Source organism: Variovorax sp. GrIS 2.14 (assembly GCF_046115955.1).
Taxonomy (GTDB): domain Bacteria; phylum Pseudomonadota; class Gammaproteobacteria; order Burkholderiales; family Burkholderiaceae_C; genus Variovorax.
Genome location: NZ_JBJXIA010000035.1, coordinates 1 through 18,328, shown reverse-complemented (window position 1 = coordinate 18,328; position 18,328 = coordinate 1). Strand labels below are relative to the sequence as shown.

The 18,328-nt window shown below is 60.3% G+C and carries 18 protein-coding genes, 15 tRNA genes and 3 pseudogenes; 29 read left to right on the top strand and 7 right to left on the bottom strand.

Annotated elements, in window-relative coordinates:
* Window positions 1–157 precede the first annotated feature (157 nt).
* The 3 genes from RCH10_RS25625 to RCH10_RS25615 all read left to right on the top strand — a co-directional run bounded on the left by RCH10_RS25625 (window position 158) and on the right by RCH10_RS25615 (window position 433).
* Window positions 158–233: transfer RNA gene (locus RCH10_RS25625), tRNA-Phe, on the top strand.
* Between the two features lie 8 nt (window positions 234–241).
* Window positions 242–331: transfer RNA gene (locus RCH10_RS25620), tRNA-Ser, on the top strand.
* Window positions 332–340: 9 nt separating this feature from the next.
* Window positions 341–433: transfer RNA gene (locus RCH10_RS25615), tRNA-Ser, on the top strand.
* A 54-nt stretch (window positions 434–487) separates the two neighbouring features.
* Here RCH10_RS25615 and RCH10_RS25610 read toward each other — a convergent pair.
* A complete protein-coding gene (locus tag RCH10_RS25610) occupies window positions 488–1,498 on the bottom strand; it encodes a GSU2403 family nucleotidyltransferase fold protein (protein ID WP_409054557.1) in 1,011 nt (336 codons plus the stop codon).
* Window positions 1,499–1,526: 28 nt separating this feature from the next.
* Between RCH10_RS25610 and RCH10_RS25605 the strand changes: the two genes are divergently transcribed.
* From RCH10_RS25605 to RCH10_RS25525, 17 genes and pseudogenes are all read left to right on the top strand, one after another.
* Window positions 1,527–1,601: transfer RNA gene (locus RCH10_RS25605), tRNA-Arg, on the top strand.
* Between the two features lie 148 nt (window positions 1,602–1,749).
* Window positions 1,750–1,823 (top strand) — tRNA-Gly (locus RCH10_RS25600).
* Between the two features lie 109 nt (window positions 1,824–1,932).
* A tRNA-Cys gene (locus RCH10_RS25595) sits at window positions 1,933–2,006 on the top strand.
* Window positions 2,007–2,018: 12 nt separating this feature from the next.
* Window positions 2,019–2,095: transfer RNA gene (locus RCH10_RS25590), tRNA-Arg, on the top strand.
* A gap of 116 nt (window positions 2,096–2,211) precedes the next feature.
* Window positions 2,212–2,285: transfer RNA gene (locus RCH10_RS25585), tRNA-His, on the top strand.
* Window positions 2,286–2,310: 25 nt separating this feature from the next.
* A tRNA-Cys gene (locus RCH10_RS25580) sits at window positions 2,311–2,397 on the top strand.
* Between the two features lie 17 nt (window positions 2,398–2,414).
* Window positions 2,415–2,499 (top strand) — tRNA-Leu (locus RCH10_RS25575).
* A gap of 49 nt (window positions 2,500–2,548) precedes the next feature.
* Window positions 2,549–2,624 (top strand) — tRNA-Ile (locus RCH10_RS25570).
* 52 nt (window positions 2,625–2,676) lie between these two features.
* Window positions 2,677–2,751: transfer RNA gene (locus tag RCH10_RS25565), tRNA-Lys, on the top strand.
* Between the two features lie 57 nt (window positions 2,752–2,808).
* Window positions 2,809–2,885, top strand: a tRNA-Val gene (locus tag RCH10_RS25560).
* 6 nt (window positions 2,886–2,891) lie between these two features.
* Window positions 2,892–2,978, top strand: a tRNA-Leu gene (locus RCH10_RS25555).
* Window positions 2,979–2,991: 13 nt separating this feature from the next.
* Window positions 2,992–3,067, top strand: a tRNA-Arg gene (locus RCH10_RS25550).
* Window positions 3,068–3,094: 27 nt separating this feature from the next.
* Window positions 3,095–4,297, top strand: a complete 1,203-nt coding sequence (locus RCH10_RS25545) for an RtcB family protein (RefSeq protein ID WP_409054556.1) — start codon at window positions 3,095–3,097, stop codon at window positions 4,295–4,297.
* A 74-nt stretch (window positions 4,298–4,371) separates the two neighbouring features.
* Entirely contained in the window at window positions 4,372–4,932 is a 561-nt protein-coding gene (locus tag RCH10_RS25540) for an HNH endonuclease (RefSeq protein WP_409054555.1), read from the top strand.
* A 136-nt stretch (window positions 4,933–5,068) separates the two neighbouring features.
* Complete coding sequence (locus RCH10_RS25535; protein ID WP_409054554.1) at window positions 5,069–5,554, top strand: hypothetical protein; 486 nt, start codon at window positions 5,069–5,071, stop codon at window positions 5,552–5,554.
* A gap of 63 nt (window positions 5,555–5,617) precedes the next feature.
* Window positions 5,618–5,992, top strand: a pseudogene (locus tag RCH10_RS25530) (HU family DNA-binding protein); the annotation flags it as partial.
* A 165-nt stretch (window positions 5,993–6,157) separates the two neighbouring features.
* Window positions 6,158–6,385 (top strand): hypothetical protein, encoded by a 228-nt coding sequence (locus tag RCH10_RS25525; RefSeq protein WP_409054553.1) that lies wholly within the window; start codon window positions 6,158–6,160, stop codon window positions 6,383–6,385.
* A gap of 991 nt (window positions 6,386–7,376) precedes the next feature.
* Here the strand turns inward: RCH10_RS25525 and RCH10_RS25520 are convergent.
* The gene (locus RCH10_RS25520) at window positions 7,377–7,976 is read right to left on the bottom strand and encodes an H-NS family nucleoid-associated regulatory protein (RefSeq protein ID WP_409054552.1); all 600 of its coding nucleotides are present in this window, start codon (window positions 7,974–7,976) and stop codon (window positions 7,377–7,379) included.
* Between the two features lie 237 nt (window positions 7,977–8,213).
* On the opposite strand from RCH10_RS25520, the gene RCH10_RS25515 reads away from it, so the two are divergent.
* On the top strand, window positions 8,214–8,417 hold the full coding sequence (locus RCH10_RS25515) for a hypothetical protein (protein WP_409054551.1): 204 nt from the start codon (window positions 8,214–8,216) through the stop codon (window positions 8,415–8,417).
* 65 nt (window positions 8,418–8,482) lie between these two features.
* On the opposite strand, the gene RCH10_RS25510 is transcribed toward RCH10_RS25515, so the two are convergent.
* Together RCH10_RS25510 and RCH10_RS25505 are read right to left on the bottom strand one after the other, a co-directional pair.
* Entirely contained in the window at window positions 8,483–8,872 is a 390-nt protein-coding gene (locus tag RCH10_RS25510) for a thiol-disulfide oxidoreductase DCC family protein (protein WP_409054550.1), read from the bottom strand.
* A gap of 205 nt (window positions 8,873–9,077) precedes the next feature.
* Window positions 9,078–10,103: a tyrosine-type recombinase/integrase gene (locus tag RCH10_RS25505; RefSeq protein ID WP_409054549.1), complete on the bottom strand. Its 1,026-nt coding sequence runs from the start codon at window positions 10,101–10,103 to the stop codon at window positions 9,078–9,080.
* Between the two features lie 242 nt (window positions 10,104–10,345).
* Between RCH10_RS25505 and RCH10_RS25500 the strand changes: the two genes are divergently transcribed.
* From RCH10_RS25500 to RCH10_RS25480, 5 genes are all read left to right on the top strand, one after another.
* On the top strand, window positions 10,346–11,023 hold the full coding sequence (locus tag RCH10_RS25500; RefSeq protein WP_409054548.1) for a DUF1016 N-terminal domain-containing protein: 678 nt from the start codon (window positions 10,346–10,348) through the stop codon (window positions 11,021–11,023).
* Window positions 10,950–11,429 carry a PDDEXK nuclease domain-containing protein gene (locus RCH10_RS25495; RefSeq protein ID WP_409054547.1) on the top strand — a complete coding sequence of 160 codons (480 nt, stop codon included), beginning with the start codon at window positions 10,950–10,952 and terminating at the stop codon, window positions 11,427–11,429. The genes RCH10_RS25500 and RCH10_RS25495 overlap by 74 nt, the downstream gene beginning before the upstream one ends.
* A gap of 64 nt (window positions 11,430–11,493) precedes the next feature.
* Window positions 11,494–11,808: a hypothetical protein gene (locus RCH10_RS25490; RefSeq protein ID WP_409054546.1), complete on the top strand. Its 315-nt coding sequence runs from the start codon at window positions 11,494–11,496 to the stop codon at window positions 11,806–11,808.
* 102 nt (window positions 11,809–11,910) lie between these two features.
* Window positions 11,911–12,489: a hypothetical protein gene (locus RCH10_RS25485; protein WP_409054545.1), complete on the top strand. Its 579-nt coding sequence runs from the start codon at window positions 11,911–11,913 to the stop codon at window positions 12,487–12,489.
* Window positions 12,490–12,943: 454 nt separating this feature from the next.
* Window positions 12,944–14,170 carry a PQQ-dependent sugar dehydrogenase gene (locus RCH10_RS25480; protein ID WP_409054544.1) on the top strand — a complete coding sequence of 409 codons (1,227 nt, stop codon included), beginning with the start codon at window positions 12,944–12,946 and terminating at the stop codon, window positions 14,168–14,170.
* A 219-nt stretch (window positions 14,171–14,389) separates the two neighbouring features.
* Here RCH10_RS25480 and RCH10_RS25475 read toward each other — a convergent pair whose 3' ends face one another.
* Both RCH10_RS25475 and RCH10_RS25470 read right to left on the bottom strand, forming a co-directional pair.
* Window positions 14,390–15,751 (bottom strand): hypothetical protein, encoded by a 1,362-nt coding sequence (locus tag RCH10_RS25475; RefSeq protein WP_409054543.1) that lies wholly within the window; start codon window positions 15,749–15,751, stop codon window positions 14,390–14,392.
* 27 nt (window positions 15,752–15,778) lie between these two features.
* A pseudogene (locus tag RCH10_RS25470) lies at window positions 15,779–16,086 on the bottom strand (transposase); the annotation flags it as partial.
* A gap of 590 nt (window positions 16,087–16,676) precedes the next feature.
* Between RCH10_RS25470 and RCH10_RS25465 the strand changes: the two are divergent.
* A complete protein-coding gene (locus tag RCH10_RS25465; RefSeq protein WP_409054542.1) occupies window positions 16,677–17,549 on the top strand; it encodes a class I SAM-dependent methyltransferase in 873 nt (290 codons plus the stop codon).
* 24 nt (window positions 17,550–17,573) lie between these two features.
* Window positions 17,574–17,756: a hypothetical protein gene (locus RCH10_RS25460; RefSeq protein ID WP_409054541.1), complete on the top strand. Its 183-nt coding sequence runs from the start codon at window positions 17,574–17,576 to the stop codon at window positions 17,754–17,756.
* Window positions 17,757–17,852: 96 nt separating this feature from the next.
* Here RCH10_RS25460 and RCH10_RS25455 read toward each other — a convergent pair whose 3' ends face one another.
* On the bottom strand, window positions 17,853–17,984 hold the full coding sequence (locus RCH10_RS25455) for a DUF3606 domain-containing protein (RefSeq protein WP_409054540.1): 132 nt from the start codon (window positions 17,982–17,984) through the stop codon (window positions 17,853–17,855).
* 147 nt (window positions 17,985–18,131) lie between these two features.
* On the opposite strand from RCH10_RS25455, the pseudogene RCH10_RS25450 reads away from it, so the two are divergent.
* Window positions 18,132–18,328 (top strand): annotated as a pseudogene (locus tag RCH10_RS25450) (IS30 family transposase); the annotation flags it as partial.

Here is an 18,328-nt window from a genome sequence, read left to right as displayed (position 1 = left end):
GCCCGCTCACGGACCTCGGGTGAGAACTTGTTCGACTTGTTCATGGCTCAATCCTCTCAGAGTGTTGAGCCTCCTCAAAAACCGGGGCGATTCACCCTGTCTAGGAGGAAGCCAGGGGTTCGACTCCCCTGCGGAACGCCAGTCTTTTTAGTTTCTTGCCGCGATAGCTCAGACGGTAGAGCGCTGCGCCGAACACGCAGGCGGCGGAGGTTCGATCCCTTCTCGCGGCACCAGGTTTAACGGAGGATTGGGCGAGTGGTCAAAGCCGGCTGCCTTGAAAGCAGCAACCCCTGACGGGGTACGCGAGTTCGAATCTATGCATCCTCCGCCATCGAACATTGGAGAGGTCCCATAGTGGCCTATTGGCTCGCATTGGAAATGCGATGTGCCGCAGCGATGTGGTGCCTGGGTTCGACTCCCAGTCTCTCCGCCAGTTTTGCCGTTGTCCGAGTGTCATCGCAAGCCGGCGCGAGCATCCTCCATCAACCTATCCGCGACGTCGCTCGTCCGGCGGGACCTCGTCGACGCCACCAGGCACCCGCTTGTAATGAGGCATGTGTGTCTGCACAAGATGTTCGACCAAGTCCGCCTGAACCCCATCCTTGACACGCTTCTTGGGGTCACGCCAGTCGCTGCGCGTGAGCTCGCGTTTGATCGCGACAAAGGTCATGGGATGCATGGTGTGCATCATCGCCATGTGGCCCGTCGGTGAAACGACCATTTGACTGAATCGCTCTGCGCCAAGTATCTTGTTGCCGGTGTCGATTTGCACAGCCCAGAGGTCTTCTTCGTCGTCGCTCATTTTCAAGGGATGCGGATCTCCCTCAACCGTCGATCGCCGGACTACGTCGATCTGAAAACCATCGTCGTTTTCAGCGGTTTGCTTCTGGTCCTCGAGCACGCGAAAAGTTGGATCAGCCTTTCGCAGCGCTGCGATAAAGCTGATGTCCGTCTCCTTTATTTTTGCGACGAACGACAGTCGTTTCCTGCTGTCAAACAGCAAGTCAGTATCGCCCGTCGCAAAAGCGTCCGCAGTGACACGAACTCCACAAGCAGTTTCGTACGCGTAGAGGGAGTGAGTTCCGATCGTCACGAAATTGTCTGCAAGCGACTGCCGCTCCAGCGCCGACAAAACTTTGACGACGATCTCGGGCACCCGGCCGACGCGCAACGCCTTGTTCATGCGCTGCTGATCTTCCAGTGCGGTCGATATGGACGCCAGACGGCGCGTCGTCTCGTTTTTTCGAGCCGTGAATTTTGCGAAAGTCCTTTCGGTCTTCTGGGAACGAGGCCCAAGCGATTTCTGGGCATTCCCGACGGTTTGCCTGATCAGGTATTCGGCGCCGTTTTGTGGCCGCCAACGCATCGATCCCTTCACCTCGGAGGCCGCCTGTCGCGCCCTGCGATGGCTTAGAAAAATCGATTCCGAGTCAATGTACTGCCGCAACTGCTTGGGTTCCAGCGGCGTGTAGAGATGGTTTTCCGTAAGAAATGTCATTTCTTGAAATCTAACGGAAAAGAGTTTTGCGCGCGAAGCTCAATGGACGAGCACTGGCCTACGAAGTCAGGGGTTGGGAGTTCGAGTCTCCCGGCGCGCACCAGAGTAGTTGTCAAAACTGACAGGACTGACAAAACTGACGGAACTGACCCAACGGATCGTGAGCAGCATGGGTGACTGCAGCGCGCTGTAACCGCGCCTCCTCACGGAATACTTCGTTCGAACCGAAGACGATCCACCAGCGTTTTAAAGCAGGCCTGGCCGAGCGGTTAGGCGCCAGCCTTCCAAGCTGTGCAGGCCGGTTCAACTCCGGCGGCCTGCTCCATTGCTTCGCCTTGGACTTCGCCTCGGCCTTGATCTCGGTCTTTGTCTCGGCCAGGTCCGGACAAGTCCCCGACGGCGATAAATGTCCATTGCCAATTTGCCAGTTTTTTGGCGCGGTAGCAAAGCGGCCGTGCGGCGGTCTGCAAAACCGCAGAGCCGGGTTCGACTCCCGGTCGCGCCTCCATGCATTCAGTCTGCCCCCGTAGCTCAGTTGGACAGAGCAGCGGATTTCTACCCCGCGGGCCGGCCGTTCGAATCGGTCCGGGGGCACCACAAGACCGATGGCCCTTGATGTCCTTGATGTTCTTGAGGTCCTTGAACGCAACACGCAACACGCAACGCCGCCTGCCGACCGCGATGAATGCGAGGTGGCTGAAGATGAATTTTTGGTGGACGTAGCTCAATGGCAGAGCCGCTGGTTGTGGTCCAGCTGACGAGGGTTCGACTCCCTTCGCCCACCCCATCGTTTGCCCAGCACAGTTCTTAAAGCCCGCCTGGCGGAATGGCAGACGCTAGGGTTTACAAAACCTGAGGCCGAGAGGCCATCTCGGTTCGAGCCCGAGGGCCGGGCACCAACACTTCTCCAGCACATCCCGCTTTGGTGGAACCGGCATACACGGCTGCCTCAAAAGCAGTTGCCGAAAGGCATGTCCGTTCGAGTCGGACAAGCGGGACCATTTGCACCTTTCACCTTTCACCTTTCACCTTTCACCTTTGGCCGATCCCAGTGCCGTAGCTAAGCGGTAAAGCCCCGGCCTCATAAGCCGGTGACTCGCGGGTTCGAATCCCGCCGGCACTACCAGCTACCAGCCGCCAGTCACCAGTCACCAGTCACCAGTCACCAGTCACTATCCGCGCGCATAGCTCAGAGGAAGAGCATCCGGCTTTTAACCGGAGGGTCGAGATTTCGAAACTCTCTGCGCGCACCAGTCGAGGGGCCGTCCCAGCCCGGATCGCGGAGGCTTTCGGCTTTCGACACCACTTTTCGATCGCTAGCTCAGCTTGGTAGAGCGGGGTCCTTACAAGACCCATGTCCGGGGTTCGATGCCTCGGCGATCGACCAACCAAACCCCGTCTGGCGGAATCGGCAGACGCGCTACCTTGAGGGGGTAGTGCCCGAGCGGGCTTGCAGGTTCGAGGCCTGCGACGGGGACCAAGACAAGACCATCGCGGCGAAAGCTCAACTGGACGAGCGCAGGTCTCCGATGCCTGAGGGTGCGAGTTCGAACCTCGCGCGCCGCACCAAACAACGAGACTGCGAAGGAGAAAGAAATGGAACTGATGAAAAACGTCCAGGCCTGGACTGCCGGCCTGGAGATCGAGTACGAAGCCCTGAGCCAGTTGCGCAACATCGCAGGGCTGCCGATCCTCGCTGGACCGGTCGCCGTTATGCCCGATGTGCATTTCGGAAAGGGTGCGACTGTCGGCTCTGTGATTCCGACGATCGGCGCAATTATCCCGGCGGCTATCGGCTTAGACATTGGCTGCGGGATGGTTGCATTGCGAACAGCGCTGCGGGCGTCCGATTTACCGGACAGTCTGGCGCCCCTGCGCTCGTGCATCGAGGCGTCGATCCCGGTCGGCTTTTCGGTGCATGACAAGGAACTGAATCCGACCCATGAGGCACCTCATGGCCGTGTCTTGCGGCAGCGCATGGACGCGTTGTACGCACGCTTCGAGGCGCTGAGCATCCTGGCCGTACTCGGCAAGCTGGACGTTCGCCGGATCTGGAAGCAGCTGGGCACGCTGGGCGGCGGCAATCACTTCATCGAGCTGTGCCTCGATGAGAGCCAGGATGTCTGGGTGATGCTTCATTCGGGATCGCGCTTCATCGGCAAGACCATCGGTGAAGCAGCTATCGCCATGGCCCGCGAGAGCGCCCACCGCAACGGTGTTGCGCTTCCCGACAAGGATCTGGCATGGCTGGCCGAAGGTACGGTCGAGTTCGAGCAGTACGTTCAGGCGCTCCGCTGGGCGCAGGACTACGCGGCTCTCAACCGCGACCTGATGATGTTTCGCGTGATGAACGTTCTGCGTAGCGCCTTCGGGCGCGACATTGGATCGACGAAGGATGCGATCAACTGTCATCACAACTACGCGAGCATCGAGGAACACCTTGGGCGACAGGTTTGGCTCACCCGCAAAGGCGCCGTGAGCGCGCGCGCCGGCGAGCTCGGAATCATCCCCGGCTCGATGGGCGCAAAAAGCTTCATCGTGCGGGGCAAAGGCAATGCTGCCTCGTACTGCTCTTGCAGCCACGGGGCGGGCCGTCGCATGTCACGTGGCGCCGCCAAGAAGTTCTTCGACATCGACGCGCTGGTCGCGCAAACGGCCGGCGTCGAATGCCGCAAGGATGCGGGTGTTCTCGACGAGATTCCGGGTGCCTACAAGGACATCGAAGTCGTGATGGCCGCGCAAGCGGATCTGGTTTCGATCGAGCACACGCTCAAGCAGGTGCTTTGCGTGAAAGGCTGAAAGGTTGATAGACCGAGAGGCTAAGAGGCCGAAAGCAAGCTGCAAATAGACAGGCCACGAAAGGAGGCCACACCATGCGACACGTACTCCAACTCGACATCCAGGGGACGCCACAGGCGTGGATTTCGCCCGAACAGGCGGCCACCCACTACGCCACCGACTCGGTGGCGTGGGAGGAAGGCACGGGGCCTCTGCTGACGATGCGTGGAGGCTTTTGCGTCGCGCGCGGCGTGCAGTCGATCATCGACGTCGCGCCGATCATTGCGCTGCGCGGCTTCTCAAAGGTCAACCTGTTCGAAGTGGGCCCGGGCTTGACCAAGGCCAAGCTGCTCAAGCGTGATCGAAACACGTGTGCGTATTGCGCTCAGGTCTTCGCCGATCGCGACCTCCAGTGCGAGCACATCCTTCCTGAAAGCCGGGGTGGCCAGTGGGTGTGGACCAACCTGGTGGCGGCATGCGGGGTCTGCAATTCCCGCAAGCGTGACCGCACTCCCGAAGAAGCGAAGATGCCTCTTGTGTACCTGCCTTACGTGCCATCACGGTTCGAGGCTTTCCTTCTGGATGGCCGCAACATCCGTGCTGACGTGCACGAATGGCTGGCCAGTCGACTGCCCAAAGGCTCACGTCTCGCGTGAACCCAATGCCCCGGAGCGCAAGCTGCCGGGGCATTTTCTTGGCTGATCGACACGCGCGGTCGAAAGCAGCAATCGTTGTATCCCTCCACATGTCGACAACGGGATGCCGCAATGCGAACATCCCACCATGCGTGGAATGATCAGACCCCTTGCCGAGTTGGTAGCCGAACGCCGACTGGCGTCCTACGGGGCTGTGCGGCCACAGGTGGACGCCTGCATGGCGTCCCTGGCCGAGGTGGGTGTGCGTGCGGTCACGGTCGGCTCGTATGCCCGTGGCCCATCGTCGTTCGGTGACGGATCGGATGTGGACATTCTTGTCCTCGATGCGGGTGAACTGACCGAATGCGAGGTCTATGCGCGCATCGTGGAAACCATCCACCCGAACCCCCGTCGACCTGATCTTCGCGCGCGAACTTGGCGAGAAAAAGACCGCGAACATGAGCGTGATTTAAAGGCCGCATCACCCGTACCACCTATGACGCTCTTAGCGCCATTCACGTTGTCGACGCAGGTCCTGATCGCCGAACTGGACGCAGCCCTCGGCACGCTCGAACGCGACTTTTCGCACGCCGGAGTGCCTTCGAAGCATGTGCACTCAAAAGCGCCAACCAGCGGTCCATAGAATCGCCCTCGCTTAAACAAGCAACGCCAGCGTTCATCGCCAGGCGTTCACGTACCCCAGGAAAATATGAACAGACTCGAACTCGCAGACAAAATCGTCGCCGCGCATGGCGTGAGCAAAGCGGAGGGCGCACGCATTCTCGCCACCGTCACCGAGGCCATCGTGGCCTCCGTCAAGAAAGGCGATCCAGTTCAGATCGTTGGATTCGGAACCTTTAAGCAAGTCGCTCGCGCAGCACGTGCAGGCTTCAATCCGACGGCTGGAACGAAGATCAAGATTGCCGCACAGAAAGTGCCGAAGTTTGTCGCCGGCGCCGCTTTCAAGGCTGCCGTTGACCCGAAGGCTGCCAAACGCAAGGCCGACAAGGCTGTGGCGGTGAAGGCTCCGGCAAAGAAGGCCGCCCCAGCAAAGAAGGCTGTCCCTTCAAAGAAGAAGTAAACAAACGGAAATGGGGGCTGGCATCGCGCCGGCCCTCGGGCTCTGCGCCTACAGGCGCTACCGCTTTCCCTGGCATATTTGTCTTTCGGCAGCAGGGTCTCCCTGCAATGTCAACGACCGTTAGCGGCAAGTCGCCCTTCTCGGTTCAACCCGCTGCACTCACACATGCAATCCAAGTCGACGCGCCGCGCCGTAACTCAAGCAGACAGACGAGACGGCGATGATCGCCAACGCGAGATCGAGCGCATTTGTGTCGAACACGATCTTCAAGGCTTTTTAAACCCGGCCGCGCCGCTAAAAGACGGTTGGGATGAAAGCACAGGGTCGGCTGCTGCGCCATCGCAGCCCATCGTTACCGTCAAGCGACGCCGAGTCATCGACCAGGTGGGTTGAACGCACCTGGGGACGCTCGGTAGACAAATCCTGCGCTCTACAGAGCGGGCAGATGACGCCCGAGTTCTCTTGCATATCGAAACTCGAGTGCGTCTTCAAATAGGCAGCGAGCCGCGTTTCGTAGGGATGCTCGATGCCCATGGCTGGCCTTCGGAGCCGCCTGTTGCCGAGCCCTGCGACGTTCGGGTCCAACGGCGGCAGGGTCATCCTGCTGCGGTGTGAGTCGCTAGGAAGACCCCATCCAGCAGCGCTTACTCCGACTTGCTGCGGCGGTATTCGAAGCGCGGCCTCGTACATCTTCCAGCCGGCGCATCACTCCCCCGAAGTGCACGAGTGCTGCTGGCATCGCGAGGAAACGGAGTGCCCTGCGCGCGTCGCGCGATCACCCGCCCGGGGGTCTGCCCCGCTGCGATCGGTCGGGATGACGCAGGTGATGATGTTTCCGAAGTTGGTTGGTCATCCCGGCCTGCTCAAGTACCCAAGTAGGGGTAAGCACGCTGTTGGCGCGGATCCGGTGCGCTGTTGCAGCGGGACTGACGCGTTGTGGCCCATGCCAATACGCGCCTCCATGACGCCGGCGAACCGGCGGATCCGGTTCTGCCGCACTACCTTGATCATGAAACGTGCGCGGTTCTCCGGCAGCGTAGCGACCGCCCAACAGGCTCCACGATGACCCTGAAACAGCGTCCGCGATCAGCCGTTCTAAGCGCTCCTGTCCGCTGAACTGCGCAGCAACCTTTGCGCCAGATCCTCAACGTGTCGCGGTGGGCCGGCACCCGAAGCACACAAACTGTTTGGCTCCAAACATTGTCTTCACAGCGCCTTCTGCTCGCGGCTTGTGGAGGCCGCAGAGCAGGCAGGACATGCTGCTGCCGACTGCGTTCGTCTTGAACGGGGTGCCGGCAGGCTTGGCCTTGTAGCGCAGCCCGTCCGGCTTGATCTTCGACGGCTCGCCGTCCACGAAGTCTGTCACCCGGTATATGGCCGGTGATTACTTCGCGAAGTCAGCCAGCGACTTGCCCGCTTCGATTGCAGCCTTCAGCCAGCCCGGCTTCGGACCCATGCCGCTCCACGAATGGCCGGCATCGTCGCCGTAGCTCTTCTTGGCACGCTTGGTGAGTGGAGCCGGTGTCGCTGCGGTTTTGGTCAACGGCGAGACTGCAGCAATCGCAGCACCCAGCGGCATTGGCGTCTTCTTTGCCTTGGCGCGCTTGCCGATGCGGAACTCGTTTATGTCACGGCCAGCCTGCAGCGCGTCGCGCAGCCATGCCGGACGCGGACCGCGGCCACCCCATACGTTGCCAGACTCATCACTGAATTGCGGCTTGCTCTTGCTCTTGCTGGTGCTCTTGGTCGCTGGCTTCGAAGACTGCTTCGCGGCAGGCGCCGACGTCGGTGCGGCAGCTGCCGAAGTCGCAAGGGGGGAAGTCTTGGCACCGTCGAATCCGAGTTGCTCGGCCGTCAGGCCGTAATGCTCGATGGCTGCTTTGATTTGATCGATAACGCCCTTGGCTTCAACGGCTTGGAGGGCTTTGGCCTGCCGTTGGAGTTTCTCGATTTGCTGCTGGATCTGTTCGTAGGTCTTTGCCATGAGTCGTTAAAAGTTGGGTTGGAATAGTCCCGAGCTTACCTGTTTGCAATTAACTAAGACTCTTGGCGGCTCATCCTGAAAAGTCGGCATCTCAAAAGCTGATCTGTGCACACTCCGAATTCACATTCACCCAAGTGTTGAATGCCGTCTGCAATGCCGGGACTTTTGTGAAATGACCGGCAATTCGGACGATCGTTCTCTCCGTATCTCTTTCCCATCAAACTCGTCTTTGACCAGATGGCCGACAGCAGAGCGCAGCGCGAGGCGCAACGCGCTCTCGAAGACGCAGGCCAGCACGACATCGACACTGCCCGGCAGACATTGTTTCGGGTGCAGCGCTCGAACCGGCGCAACATCGACCGCTCTGTCCGCACCAAGATACGCAGTGGCCTGCTGCTTGCCGCGGCTGCGTTAGTCGTGGTCTTCTGCGCGCGGCATTAGCCACTCTGGAGAACTACGGAAACAGCGCCATTTAGCCTGGATGACGTGATCCGGTGCGGAAGTTTTCAATCCAGAAACCGGACCTTGTAGTCCGCGGGTGGCATGGCGCATTCGTCGAGTCTGCCAAAGACACGGTACCGGTTCCTGGCCAGCAGGCGATACAACGGGTCCTTGACCTGCACGGGCACCAGCCAACCTATCCAGGCCAGTCGCCAGGGCCAGCCCAAAGCCCCCAGCACCCTGAAGATGGCGCCGGTGTGCTGCCAGTTGCGTGGTCCATCGATCAACAGCAATGTCTCCAGGCCTTCGACCTTGAGATTGGCCTGGGACAGAAGGGTCTGTCCCGCGGTTCCTTGGATCGATGCGTAGCGGAAGACGCCTTTGCGGTCATGCCGCAAAAGGAACTTCACCCAGCCATTGCACAGCAGGCATTGCGCATCGAAGACCACGATCATGGGTTCAGCTCCTTCGGACTCCGCAGTGTGCCCCGATAGCCGCTCACCAGCCGGATCCAGCGCAGGGAAGCGCTGACGTTGAAGTGGACAAGTTCGCCCTCACCGGACCCTTCGGCCACGATCGTCGGGTGTCCCCATCGGGGGCAGGGCAAGCCGAGGAAGTGCAAGCTCACAAGAGCCAATGTGCTGGCCGGAAAATGGAAACTCACACCACGTCCGCCGGCCCCGCCACCACCCGGTCATACCGCGCCATGACCTCGGGCTCCACCCCCAGCCAGCGCGCCACCTGTGCCGGCTCTGTTCCTCTTCGCAGCTGCCGCAACGCAAACGTATGCCGCAACCGGAACGACCCCCCGTCCGCACTGTCGATCCTCGCGTCTTCCAGCACCGCACGCGCAGCCCGGTATTGCGCATCCTTGCTCCAGGGCTTGCCTGTCCGCGTTGCCGGAAACAGCCAGTCCCCCAGAATCCGCGCCTCGGACCGGACCTGCAGCCAGTGATGCAGTAGTTCCCCCGCCCAGGGTGCCACTGGCGTCTCCCGCGTCGCTGATTTCCCATCCCCCGGGACACTGAGCTTCCAGGGCCGGTCCCGGACCCGCCCACCCCGCGCGACAGGTGAGGAAAGAACCAACCCCCGCACATCCCCCGGCGTCAGCCCCGCACCCAACTGCGTGGCCACCGCCACCCGGTTGCGCACGTCCTGCCAACTCAGCGCCGCCTGTCCATCCCGACGCGCTCCCGACACCCCCGGCCGCGGCCGGGCAGACGACAGAAAGGCGATCAGCGTCTTCGCCTCGAAGACCGACAGGAACTCAGGCAATGGATCCGCTTTGGAGGATTCCGCGTACCGCACCTCCGGATGGTCCGACAGCCACTGGGACGCTGCCAGGTTGATTGGCACCCCTGCATCCGCCGCATGGTGCTGCAGAACCCGGTCGATCAACCGCACTAACCGCAACGCATAGCGAGGGGAGAGCGACAGATCCGAACTCTTCTCCCCGAACCGCGCTGCCTGGAACGCCTGCAGGTCCAGTCCGTCGAGCGAGGCCAGCGTCACCGCCGGCGACTGGCCCAGGCACCAGGCGGTAAAGGCCCCCCACATGTCCCGGTACACCTGCACCGAGCCCGGCTGGCGCAAAAAACCGGACGCTCGCCGATCGACAAGCCAGCGTTCGAAAGCTAGCAAGTGGCTCTGGGACTGGGCATCTTCAAAGAGGGAAGGGGTAATCATAAATACACTAACGGCAAACTACTTTTGATTCTGAGCGACTGTGTCCGATTTTGCAAGCCAGTGCGATGGTGCTCTGAGGCCGACGATTCTTATATCTGTTTGCCGTTAGTGTATTTAGGGGCTGTGTAGATAGTTCAATAGACGGTTCACCAACCATCGGTTGACAAGGCGGAGCGAGCTTGGCTCTAGCTCTTGCGGATCCTTGCGCGCCGTGGACCTCGCCCACCTAGACTTGTCGGGTCATGAGCAAACGCAGCAACATACCCATCAAGGCAGCCATCGGGATCCATGTCCAGGCGCCGGGCCCGGTCGGTCCAGCATTTGCTGAGATCGTCGCTTTGATTCGGGCGGCCAAGACGCAGGCGTACCAGGCAGTCAACACCGCATTGGTCGACCTCTATTGGCAGGTCGGTGAATACATCAGTCAGAAATTGGCGGGCGCGGAGTGGGGCGATGGCGTTGTTGCCCAATTGGCGAGCCATCTGGCCGAAACACAGCCCGGATTGCGCGGCTTCACCCGCGCCAATCTTTTTCGCATGCGCCAGTTCTACGAAACCTACCGTGATGACGAGAAAGTCGCACCGCTGGTGCGACAACTGCCGTGGACCCATAACCTCATCATCCTCAGCCAGAGCAAGCGGGCCGAGGAGCGGGAGTTCTACCTGCGCGCCGCAGCGCGTGAAGAGTGGACCAAACGGGAGCTTGAGCGGCAATTTGGCCTTGCACTCTTCGAGCGCGTCGTGCTGACGCCGGCAAAAGTCTCACCAGCGGTGCGACAAAGTCATCCCCAGGCATTGAGCGTCTTCAAGGACGCGTACCTGCTCGAGTTCCTCGACTTGCCCGTGTTTGCACAGCGAAGCCGATCTGCATCAGGGGCTGCTGGGTCGGCTCAAAAGCTTCCTGATCGAACTAGGACGTGACTTCTGCTTCGTCGGATCGGAGTTCCCGGTCCAGGTCGGAAAGCAGGACTTCGCGCTGGATCTGCTGTTTTTCCACCGCGGGCTGAACTGCCTCGTTGCCATCGAATTGAAGGTCGGGCGCTTCGAGCCCGAATACCTGGGCAAGCTCGGTTTTTATCTGGAGGCACTGGATCGCAACGTCCGCAAGCCGCATGAGAATCCGGCCTTGGGCGTGCTGCTCTGCGCCAGCAAGGACGACGAAGTGGTTGAGTACGCCCTGAGCCGAACGGCATCGCCCGCACTCATTGCGCAGTACCACACCCAATTGCCCGACAAAGCGCTGCTGCAGGCCAAGCTGCACGAGTTCTACCTACAGGATCTGGCAGCTCGCAACGATGACAGAGAAAGTGACGCAGCCGCCTCCTGAAAGCTGATAGCGCGCCCTAGAAAAATCAACTGGACGGTAGCGCTTCTTCATGCACCGAAGCAGGATGACCCATCTGCTGGCTCCAACCAAACGCATGCCGGCAGTACGATGCCGCATGAAAGTAGAGCTCGACACCAGAAACCTGGCGGGGATAATGTCCCCGTGGCGCAATGCCACTGACATGAAGGTCAAGCTGAGTGACGGAGCGAAGCTCCACATGCTGGCCAATCGCGCTCAGATGCTGAAAAACATGGTCGACGTGGCCGATCACTGGCGGACGTCCCTGCAGGCCTGTACGGGAGCGGTTAAAGAGCTTTCAGAGCTCGATGCGTTCAAAAACGAAGTGCTTCATTCAAGCGATGAGCTGCCGACAAATTGAACGACTTGCAGAGGCTTGGGATTGGCGAGTCACTGGCAGACGAACAAACGCCGCCGTCCGATGGCAGGTCTTGAAGCACGCCCCTGCAGCAGGTGAAGTTTCTTGATCGTCACCGAAGCCATCGCCCGCGCCCGGTGGTCGCCCGAGTACCAGGCGATCCGGGACCACTACGCCGATCGGGTCGCCAGAGTTTCCGGCGTCCCGCTCATGCAACAGGTGGAAGAGGGGCTGATCATCCTGGACGCACTTGATGCGTCGGAAGACGTGATGCGCGCGTTCTGCCTGCGGCCCCTGTTCCAGACTGACGGAGACTTGGTGCGCCATGGGCAGAACTTCATGGACGCCGTGGACGCCAGCCCTTTCGTGATCCTGCTGGTCACGGAGTACCGCAGCAAAGCCAACGCGTGGCTGCGCGAGAAGGTTCACCGATCTTCTACGGACCCTCAGCAGGTCATCGCAGCTGGCCTGCCATCTGCCGGACCGCTTGAGGGCGTCAAAGACATGCTGATCGCCGACAAAGTTCAGGGGCGCAAGGAATTCATCCGGCATCAACGCGGCAGGCATGCGCGCAGTGACGAACTGGACCTGTACTTCGAGCTGTGGCTGCAGGCCCTCGGCGTCGACCCCGAGGAGTACGACCAGCTGTGCGCATCGATCGACTTGGCAGGCCACCGCAGGTAGCCGAACTGCAATTAATTGCTCGCCGCAATCGGTCACGCGCTGGAAGTGGATTCGGGCGGACGCTTGGCGCAGCCTTGGCCCCGGATGATCGGTCCTGACCAGTTGTGGCCGGCTTTCATAAGCTGCCTCCCGGATCACGGGTACAAAGACATGATCGAGTTTGATGTCATCGATACAAAGTGACCGACTGCCTGACCTGTGAGTAAGTCGTTTCGACTGCCGGCCTCAGCGTCAAAAGGCGGCCGTGAAGAATCGGTCATTCGGCAATTGCAGCCCTTCATCTTTCTGAGACGAAAGTTCGGGTGCAGTCTGGAGCCGGCGCACTACACGGCAGCTTGGCAGCACAAGCTGGTGTTGATGAACGGCTCATCGCTCATCGCGCCGATAGCCCGGCGCACGGCACTGCTTTCACGCTCGCCGGATACTCTCCTGCTTGGCCACTGGCGAGCGAAGCATGCAATTCCCGAAGTTCGGACTCATCCCCTGGTTGCTCCTCGGTGCAACGCCCGTTGTGGCGCAGATCAACGCCGGATCTCTGCCTCCCACCCCATCACCTCTGTTCAAGCTCACGAAGTTCGCGCAATTCGATCTGCCGTGGCGCATCGCATTTCTGCCGGACGGACGCATGCTGATCACCGAGAAGAGCGGCAAGCTCTTTCTAGTGACCCAATCCGGGCAGAAGCTCGAAGTCACTGGCGTGCCGCCCGTGCTGCACGAAGGGCAGAACGGCCTGCTCGGCGTCTACTTGGCCCCGGCCTATTCGAGCGATGGGGCGATCTACCTGACCTATTCAGAGCCCGGTCAGGACCCGGGGACTTCGAGCCTGGCGCTCGCCCGCGCGACGCTCAAGATTGGCGTTGGCACCGCCTCGCTGGGGGACCTGAAGGTTGTCTGGCGCGACCCGATCAAGGGCAAGGGGGGACAGGTCGGCGCCGCTGTGGCCTTTTCGCCGGATCAGACCTTTCTCTTCCTCACAGCGGGCGATCGACAGCGATTTACTCCCGCCCAGGACCCGAACCAACCGGCAGGCAAGATCCTGCGTTTGACCCTGGACGGCAAGCCCGCACCCGGCAACCCGATGGAGGGCAAGACCGGCGCACGGTCCGTCCCCGTGATCGATCCGCCAAGAGATACGGAGTCCGCTAAAACCGCGCCGGTCGTGGGCACCTATGTTTTCGACGGCCCCAATCTGACGCCCTCCGAGACTTGGACCTCGGGGCATCGCACGCCCTACGGCCTCGCGTTCGCGCCGGATGGCCGGCTTTGGGAACTCGAGCACGGGCCGCGCGGCGGCGACGAACTCAACCTGATCGAGCCGGGTAAGAACTATGGTTGGCCGCTCGTCTCCTATGCGGTGAACTACGACGGCGTGCCCATCGCAAGCCCCGACACGCGCGCCGACCTTGCCAAACCCGTGATCTATTGGACACCCGTCCTCGCACCCGGCAACCTGATGTTTTACAGCGGCGCGATGTTTCCGAATTGGAAGGGCTCGGCTTTCGCGGGCGGTCTCATAAGCCGCGCCCTGCATCGGATCGAGGTGCACGGCGCGATCGCGACACCGGCCGAGCACTGGGGAGTCGGCTTCCGTGTCCGCGACGTCGAGCAGGCGCCGGATGGCGCGCTGTGGTTGATTGAGGATGACCACGCGGGCGGCTTATACCGGCTCACGCCGAAGTAGTCATGCCAAAGCAATTGGGCGCATGAAGAACGCTGTTGGCACAGAAACTGCAATCAGCGGGCTGCGCGGTCGGATGGAACAAAGTAATGACGTAGCGCAAGCGGGGAAGTCTCACGCTATGGCAGCATGTCAGGATACCGGTACGCCGCCTCTAAATGCCAGCTCATATGCGCCTAAATGTCGCATATGCGCTAGGGAGGCGCTTATATGGGCGCCTCCTTAGGGAACGATTTTGTAAAGCGGAATGCCCTTGAAGCTTTCCATCTGATCTGCGTTACGAGCTGAAAGTTGGAGATAGTTGTAGTAGTCGCCTGCTGCGTACTGCGGAACACCGGTCGATGTGTCACAGTGAAGGTCCTGGACAGTCGCCGTGGAGCAGCTAATCTGGCCTTGGCGCGCGCTAGTCGAAACACCGAGTTGATCGTCGAAGTTCACACCCGCGACATTGTTGACGGTGGCTGTGGCACCGAAGGCCGTCAGTGTGATCGGCGCTACCGCGCCGCTTGGCACCGTCCAGGCATCCTGCCCGCTCACAGAAAAATTGATTACGTTGGGATTCGAGGCACTTGGTGCTCCGAAGGTGTATCGCGTAGAGTTCGCCGTGTCCGCGATCAGCTTCGCCCGCATGGCCGTCGTGAGTTCCGGAAGCGGAAGTCTTCGTGCCTGAGCGATGGTGGGCGCGTTGCTGATCGTGCGATAGGTCTGCACGACATTGGCTTTGCTGCTGTCGACATGGAAGAACTCGAGTTTCCAGACGCCCTGGTTATCTATTGCTCCCAGTTGTGCATCTGTGAATTGAGGCGATACGTAGACAAGTCCCGCGTCCTTTGCAGCGGGATTGCCGGGAATCGATGTGTCGAGGTATTCCGCCGCCAAACGAATAATGGACGTGCCGGTAACCACTCCGTTGGGGAGGACGAAGCGCAGCGAACTGTTGCCCGCGGTGGGCACGAGCGTGTACGTCTTGTTGTCCGGCGAGGTTACGACGACCTTGGAAAAGATGGTCAGCCCATTCGCACCCAGCACATTGGCTACGGCGACGTCGTAACCGACATTGACGTAGTTCGCGGCAGGTGAGTTGACAAAATCCCTGACCTGAATGGCCGCCCTGACCGAGGCGCTGTATGCCAGCTGGTTGCCGATGAGTTTGACGACGCCGCCGACATCGCGCACCACGAGCACATCGGTTGCCACATTGCCAGCAGTGTCCAATGTGCGATAGGTGATCGCAAGATCGCCATTTGGGCGGTAGTACCGGAGTTTGCCCAAGTCGAAAATGACCCCGGTGGCACCCGGCCGAAACAGGCCCGCGAAGGCCCCATTGTTGGAAGTATCTCGCCCAACCTTCGACCCGCTCTGGAAGTACGAGCCTGGATCGTCGCCGACAAACAAGCTGCGGCAAACCGGTGCCTTGACATCAGCAGGTCCTCCGGTCACTGCCGTCGAATCACTTGCCGCATTGACTCGTTGACTGAGGGGTAGCGCATAGCAGGCAGTGATTCGGCTCATCAGATCGGTGACGGCCACCGACAGTCCCGGCGGCGGCAACGCTGCAGCCTGGACTGCAGGCAGGATCCACACGCGTCGGTGGCGTTGGTGTTGGCGTTAAATGAAGGCGTACCTCACCGCTGCGCTTTCGCGAAGTACGCCGTCGCTTTTTCCAGGATGTCGCGCTCCATCTTCACGCGCGCCAGCTCGGCACGCAACCGGCTGATCTCCATCTACTCGGCGCTCACGGCCTTGCTGTCAGCCCCGCTGAGCTTGCCTTCGCGCTTGACCTTGACCCAATTGAACAGGGTTTGCTCGACCAGCCCCAAAGTGCGTGCCGCCGCCGCGATGCTCTGACCACCCTCGACCAGCCGCACCGCCTCCTGCTTGAATTCGAGCGTGTAGCGCGCTCTTGCCGTCTTCGTCATCTGCGTTCTCCTTGTCTGAATTGAAACACTCAGCAAGGGATACGTTTTTCGGGGGCAAGGTCACCATGCCAACGATTGGAATGGTGTTAGCGCGTAGGCGAGGGCGGCCGAGTGACCTGCAGACTAACCTAACCATGTCGTCCGCGGAGCGGCGGTGTACCGCTGACGAACGCGAGAAAGCGGTTGGCACCGCTAGCTATAGCCGTCCTTACGGGCTGATCGAGCAAGCATCCCTGCTCAACGCATTGAGGATGGTCAGAATGCGCAATATTTTGTGGACGGACGATAGGTCCAGAAACGCTTTGCTGCGGTGTCGTTTCCGAGGAAGTGCCACCGCGTTCACCCTCGACTTGGAGACCGGCTCGCTTGTGCGCTGGGGCTGGTGCTGCGAACGCCAATTGGCCCGTCAACTCCTCGGTCGTGACGGTGCCTGGGAACAAACCTTCTATGCCTTTTTAGTTGTTGACTTTCGTCAGCACCGTCGGGAAAATTACGAATACTAAAGTGCTATTCGTGGCCGGAACGACACCAGCGCTGAGCGCAAGCGGCAGTGCAGCGCGGCCTTGCGATGCTCCCTTATAGGAAATGCAATGCAACAGGTGCTGAAACGGTTCCTCGTCCCTGGCGTTGATGTTGCGGCCCGTGGCCGCTACTTCGAGTGTCCGATCGACCATCCCTCAGATGCGATCGACGCCAATACCTTCTATTTTGGCAATGCGGTTTGGGCCAGAGAGTACTTCGACTATTGCCATCGGACGAACCATTTCAAGGAGAGATGGACTGCCGCCATCGGCGACTGGTCTGACAAGGTGGTCGTGGATGTGGGTTGCGGTCCGGGCAACGTCTTCGCAACACTCGGAGGCAAGCCCGCCGTGCTCATTGGCGTCGACGTCGCACCAGCCTCCCTCGAAATTGCCGCTGAGCAGGGCTACACGGCGTTGCGTGCCGATGCCGCGCACATGCCGCTGCAGTCCGAGTGTGCCGACGTGGTCGTGGTCAATGCCTCGATTCATCATTGCCAGGACATGGCTGCCGTGCTTGAGGAAGCCGCCCGACTGGTGAAGCCGGGAGGCATCATCGTTACCGATCACGATCCTCAGCGCTCTGCGTGGGACTTCAGGGGCCCCGCCAAGTTACTTTGGAACGCGAGATTGATCGTCTATCGACTGCTTGGACGTGGATTTCACAAGTCACTGAGCCAGCAGGCATGGGGTCTCAAGACCGAGATTCATCACCAGCCGGGTCACGGCATGACCGAAGCCTTCTATCGCGACACGCTGGAGCCGCTGGGATTTATCGTGAATGTCTATCCACACAACCACGAAATAGGTGCAGAAGCATTGCAGGGCAAATGGGGCCGGGCCGAATTGAAATATCAAATCGGCAACCTTCTGTCCGGCCGCAATCCGTATGCTGCGAGCAGTGCGCTGTCGATGATGTGCGTCGCCCGCAAAGCCGGCTGACAACGCTTGAGCTGTCGAAAGACCATGGACTTCGACCATGTCCTCACCGTCACCATTGCATGGTTGATGCTGATCGGGGCCGTCATGCCGAATTTGGCCGCTCTCTTCATGCGCTACGACACGCGCAGGCGTTGGCTGTTGGCTATCGTGGCCCCATTTATCGTTGCAGCGGGGCTGCTCGAAAGCTCGGTTGAATTCTTTCGTTGACCCGACGTCAAATCGGTGCTTTCTTCAACCATGGGTCTTACTAGCGGGCCCCTGACTTGTGAGATGCCGTGACTCGCGGGTGCAGATTGCACTGAGTTAGGCGCGCAAGCGATCGGTCGCCGAACCGACATTACTGAGTGCAATGCGCAGCAGCGCTTCGGTGCATCCGAGTTCTTTCGTCCAGAACCGAACTGCATCTCGATCAGGCAAATTGATCGACTTGGTCACTCCGTATCGTCTTTCGCTCATGATGATAAAAATGGATGTCAGGTTCCACTGCTGTTGCTTCGTCGCATATGTCACGGCGCGGCGGATTCAACCGGTTGTCGCAACACCTTCAATCAAGGAGGTGCTATGGGAAGACCTGCGGGGTGGATGCAGAAGTTAACGGGACGCGTGGCGATGCACTCGCCCGGTGCTCCTTCGCTTCGGCGCGAGGTGGAGCGGAAGTTCTGGGAGCAGATTGCCACCGGAGTTACGAGCGAGAAGGCGGCCGAAGCCGTTGGCGTGTCGCAGCCAGTAGGCGGGCGTTGGTTCCGTCATCGTGGTGGCATGCCCTTGTTCATGTCCAA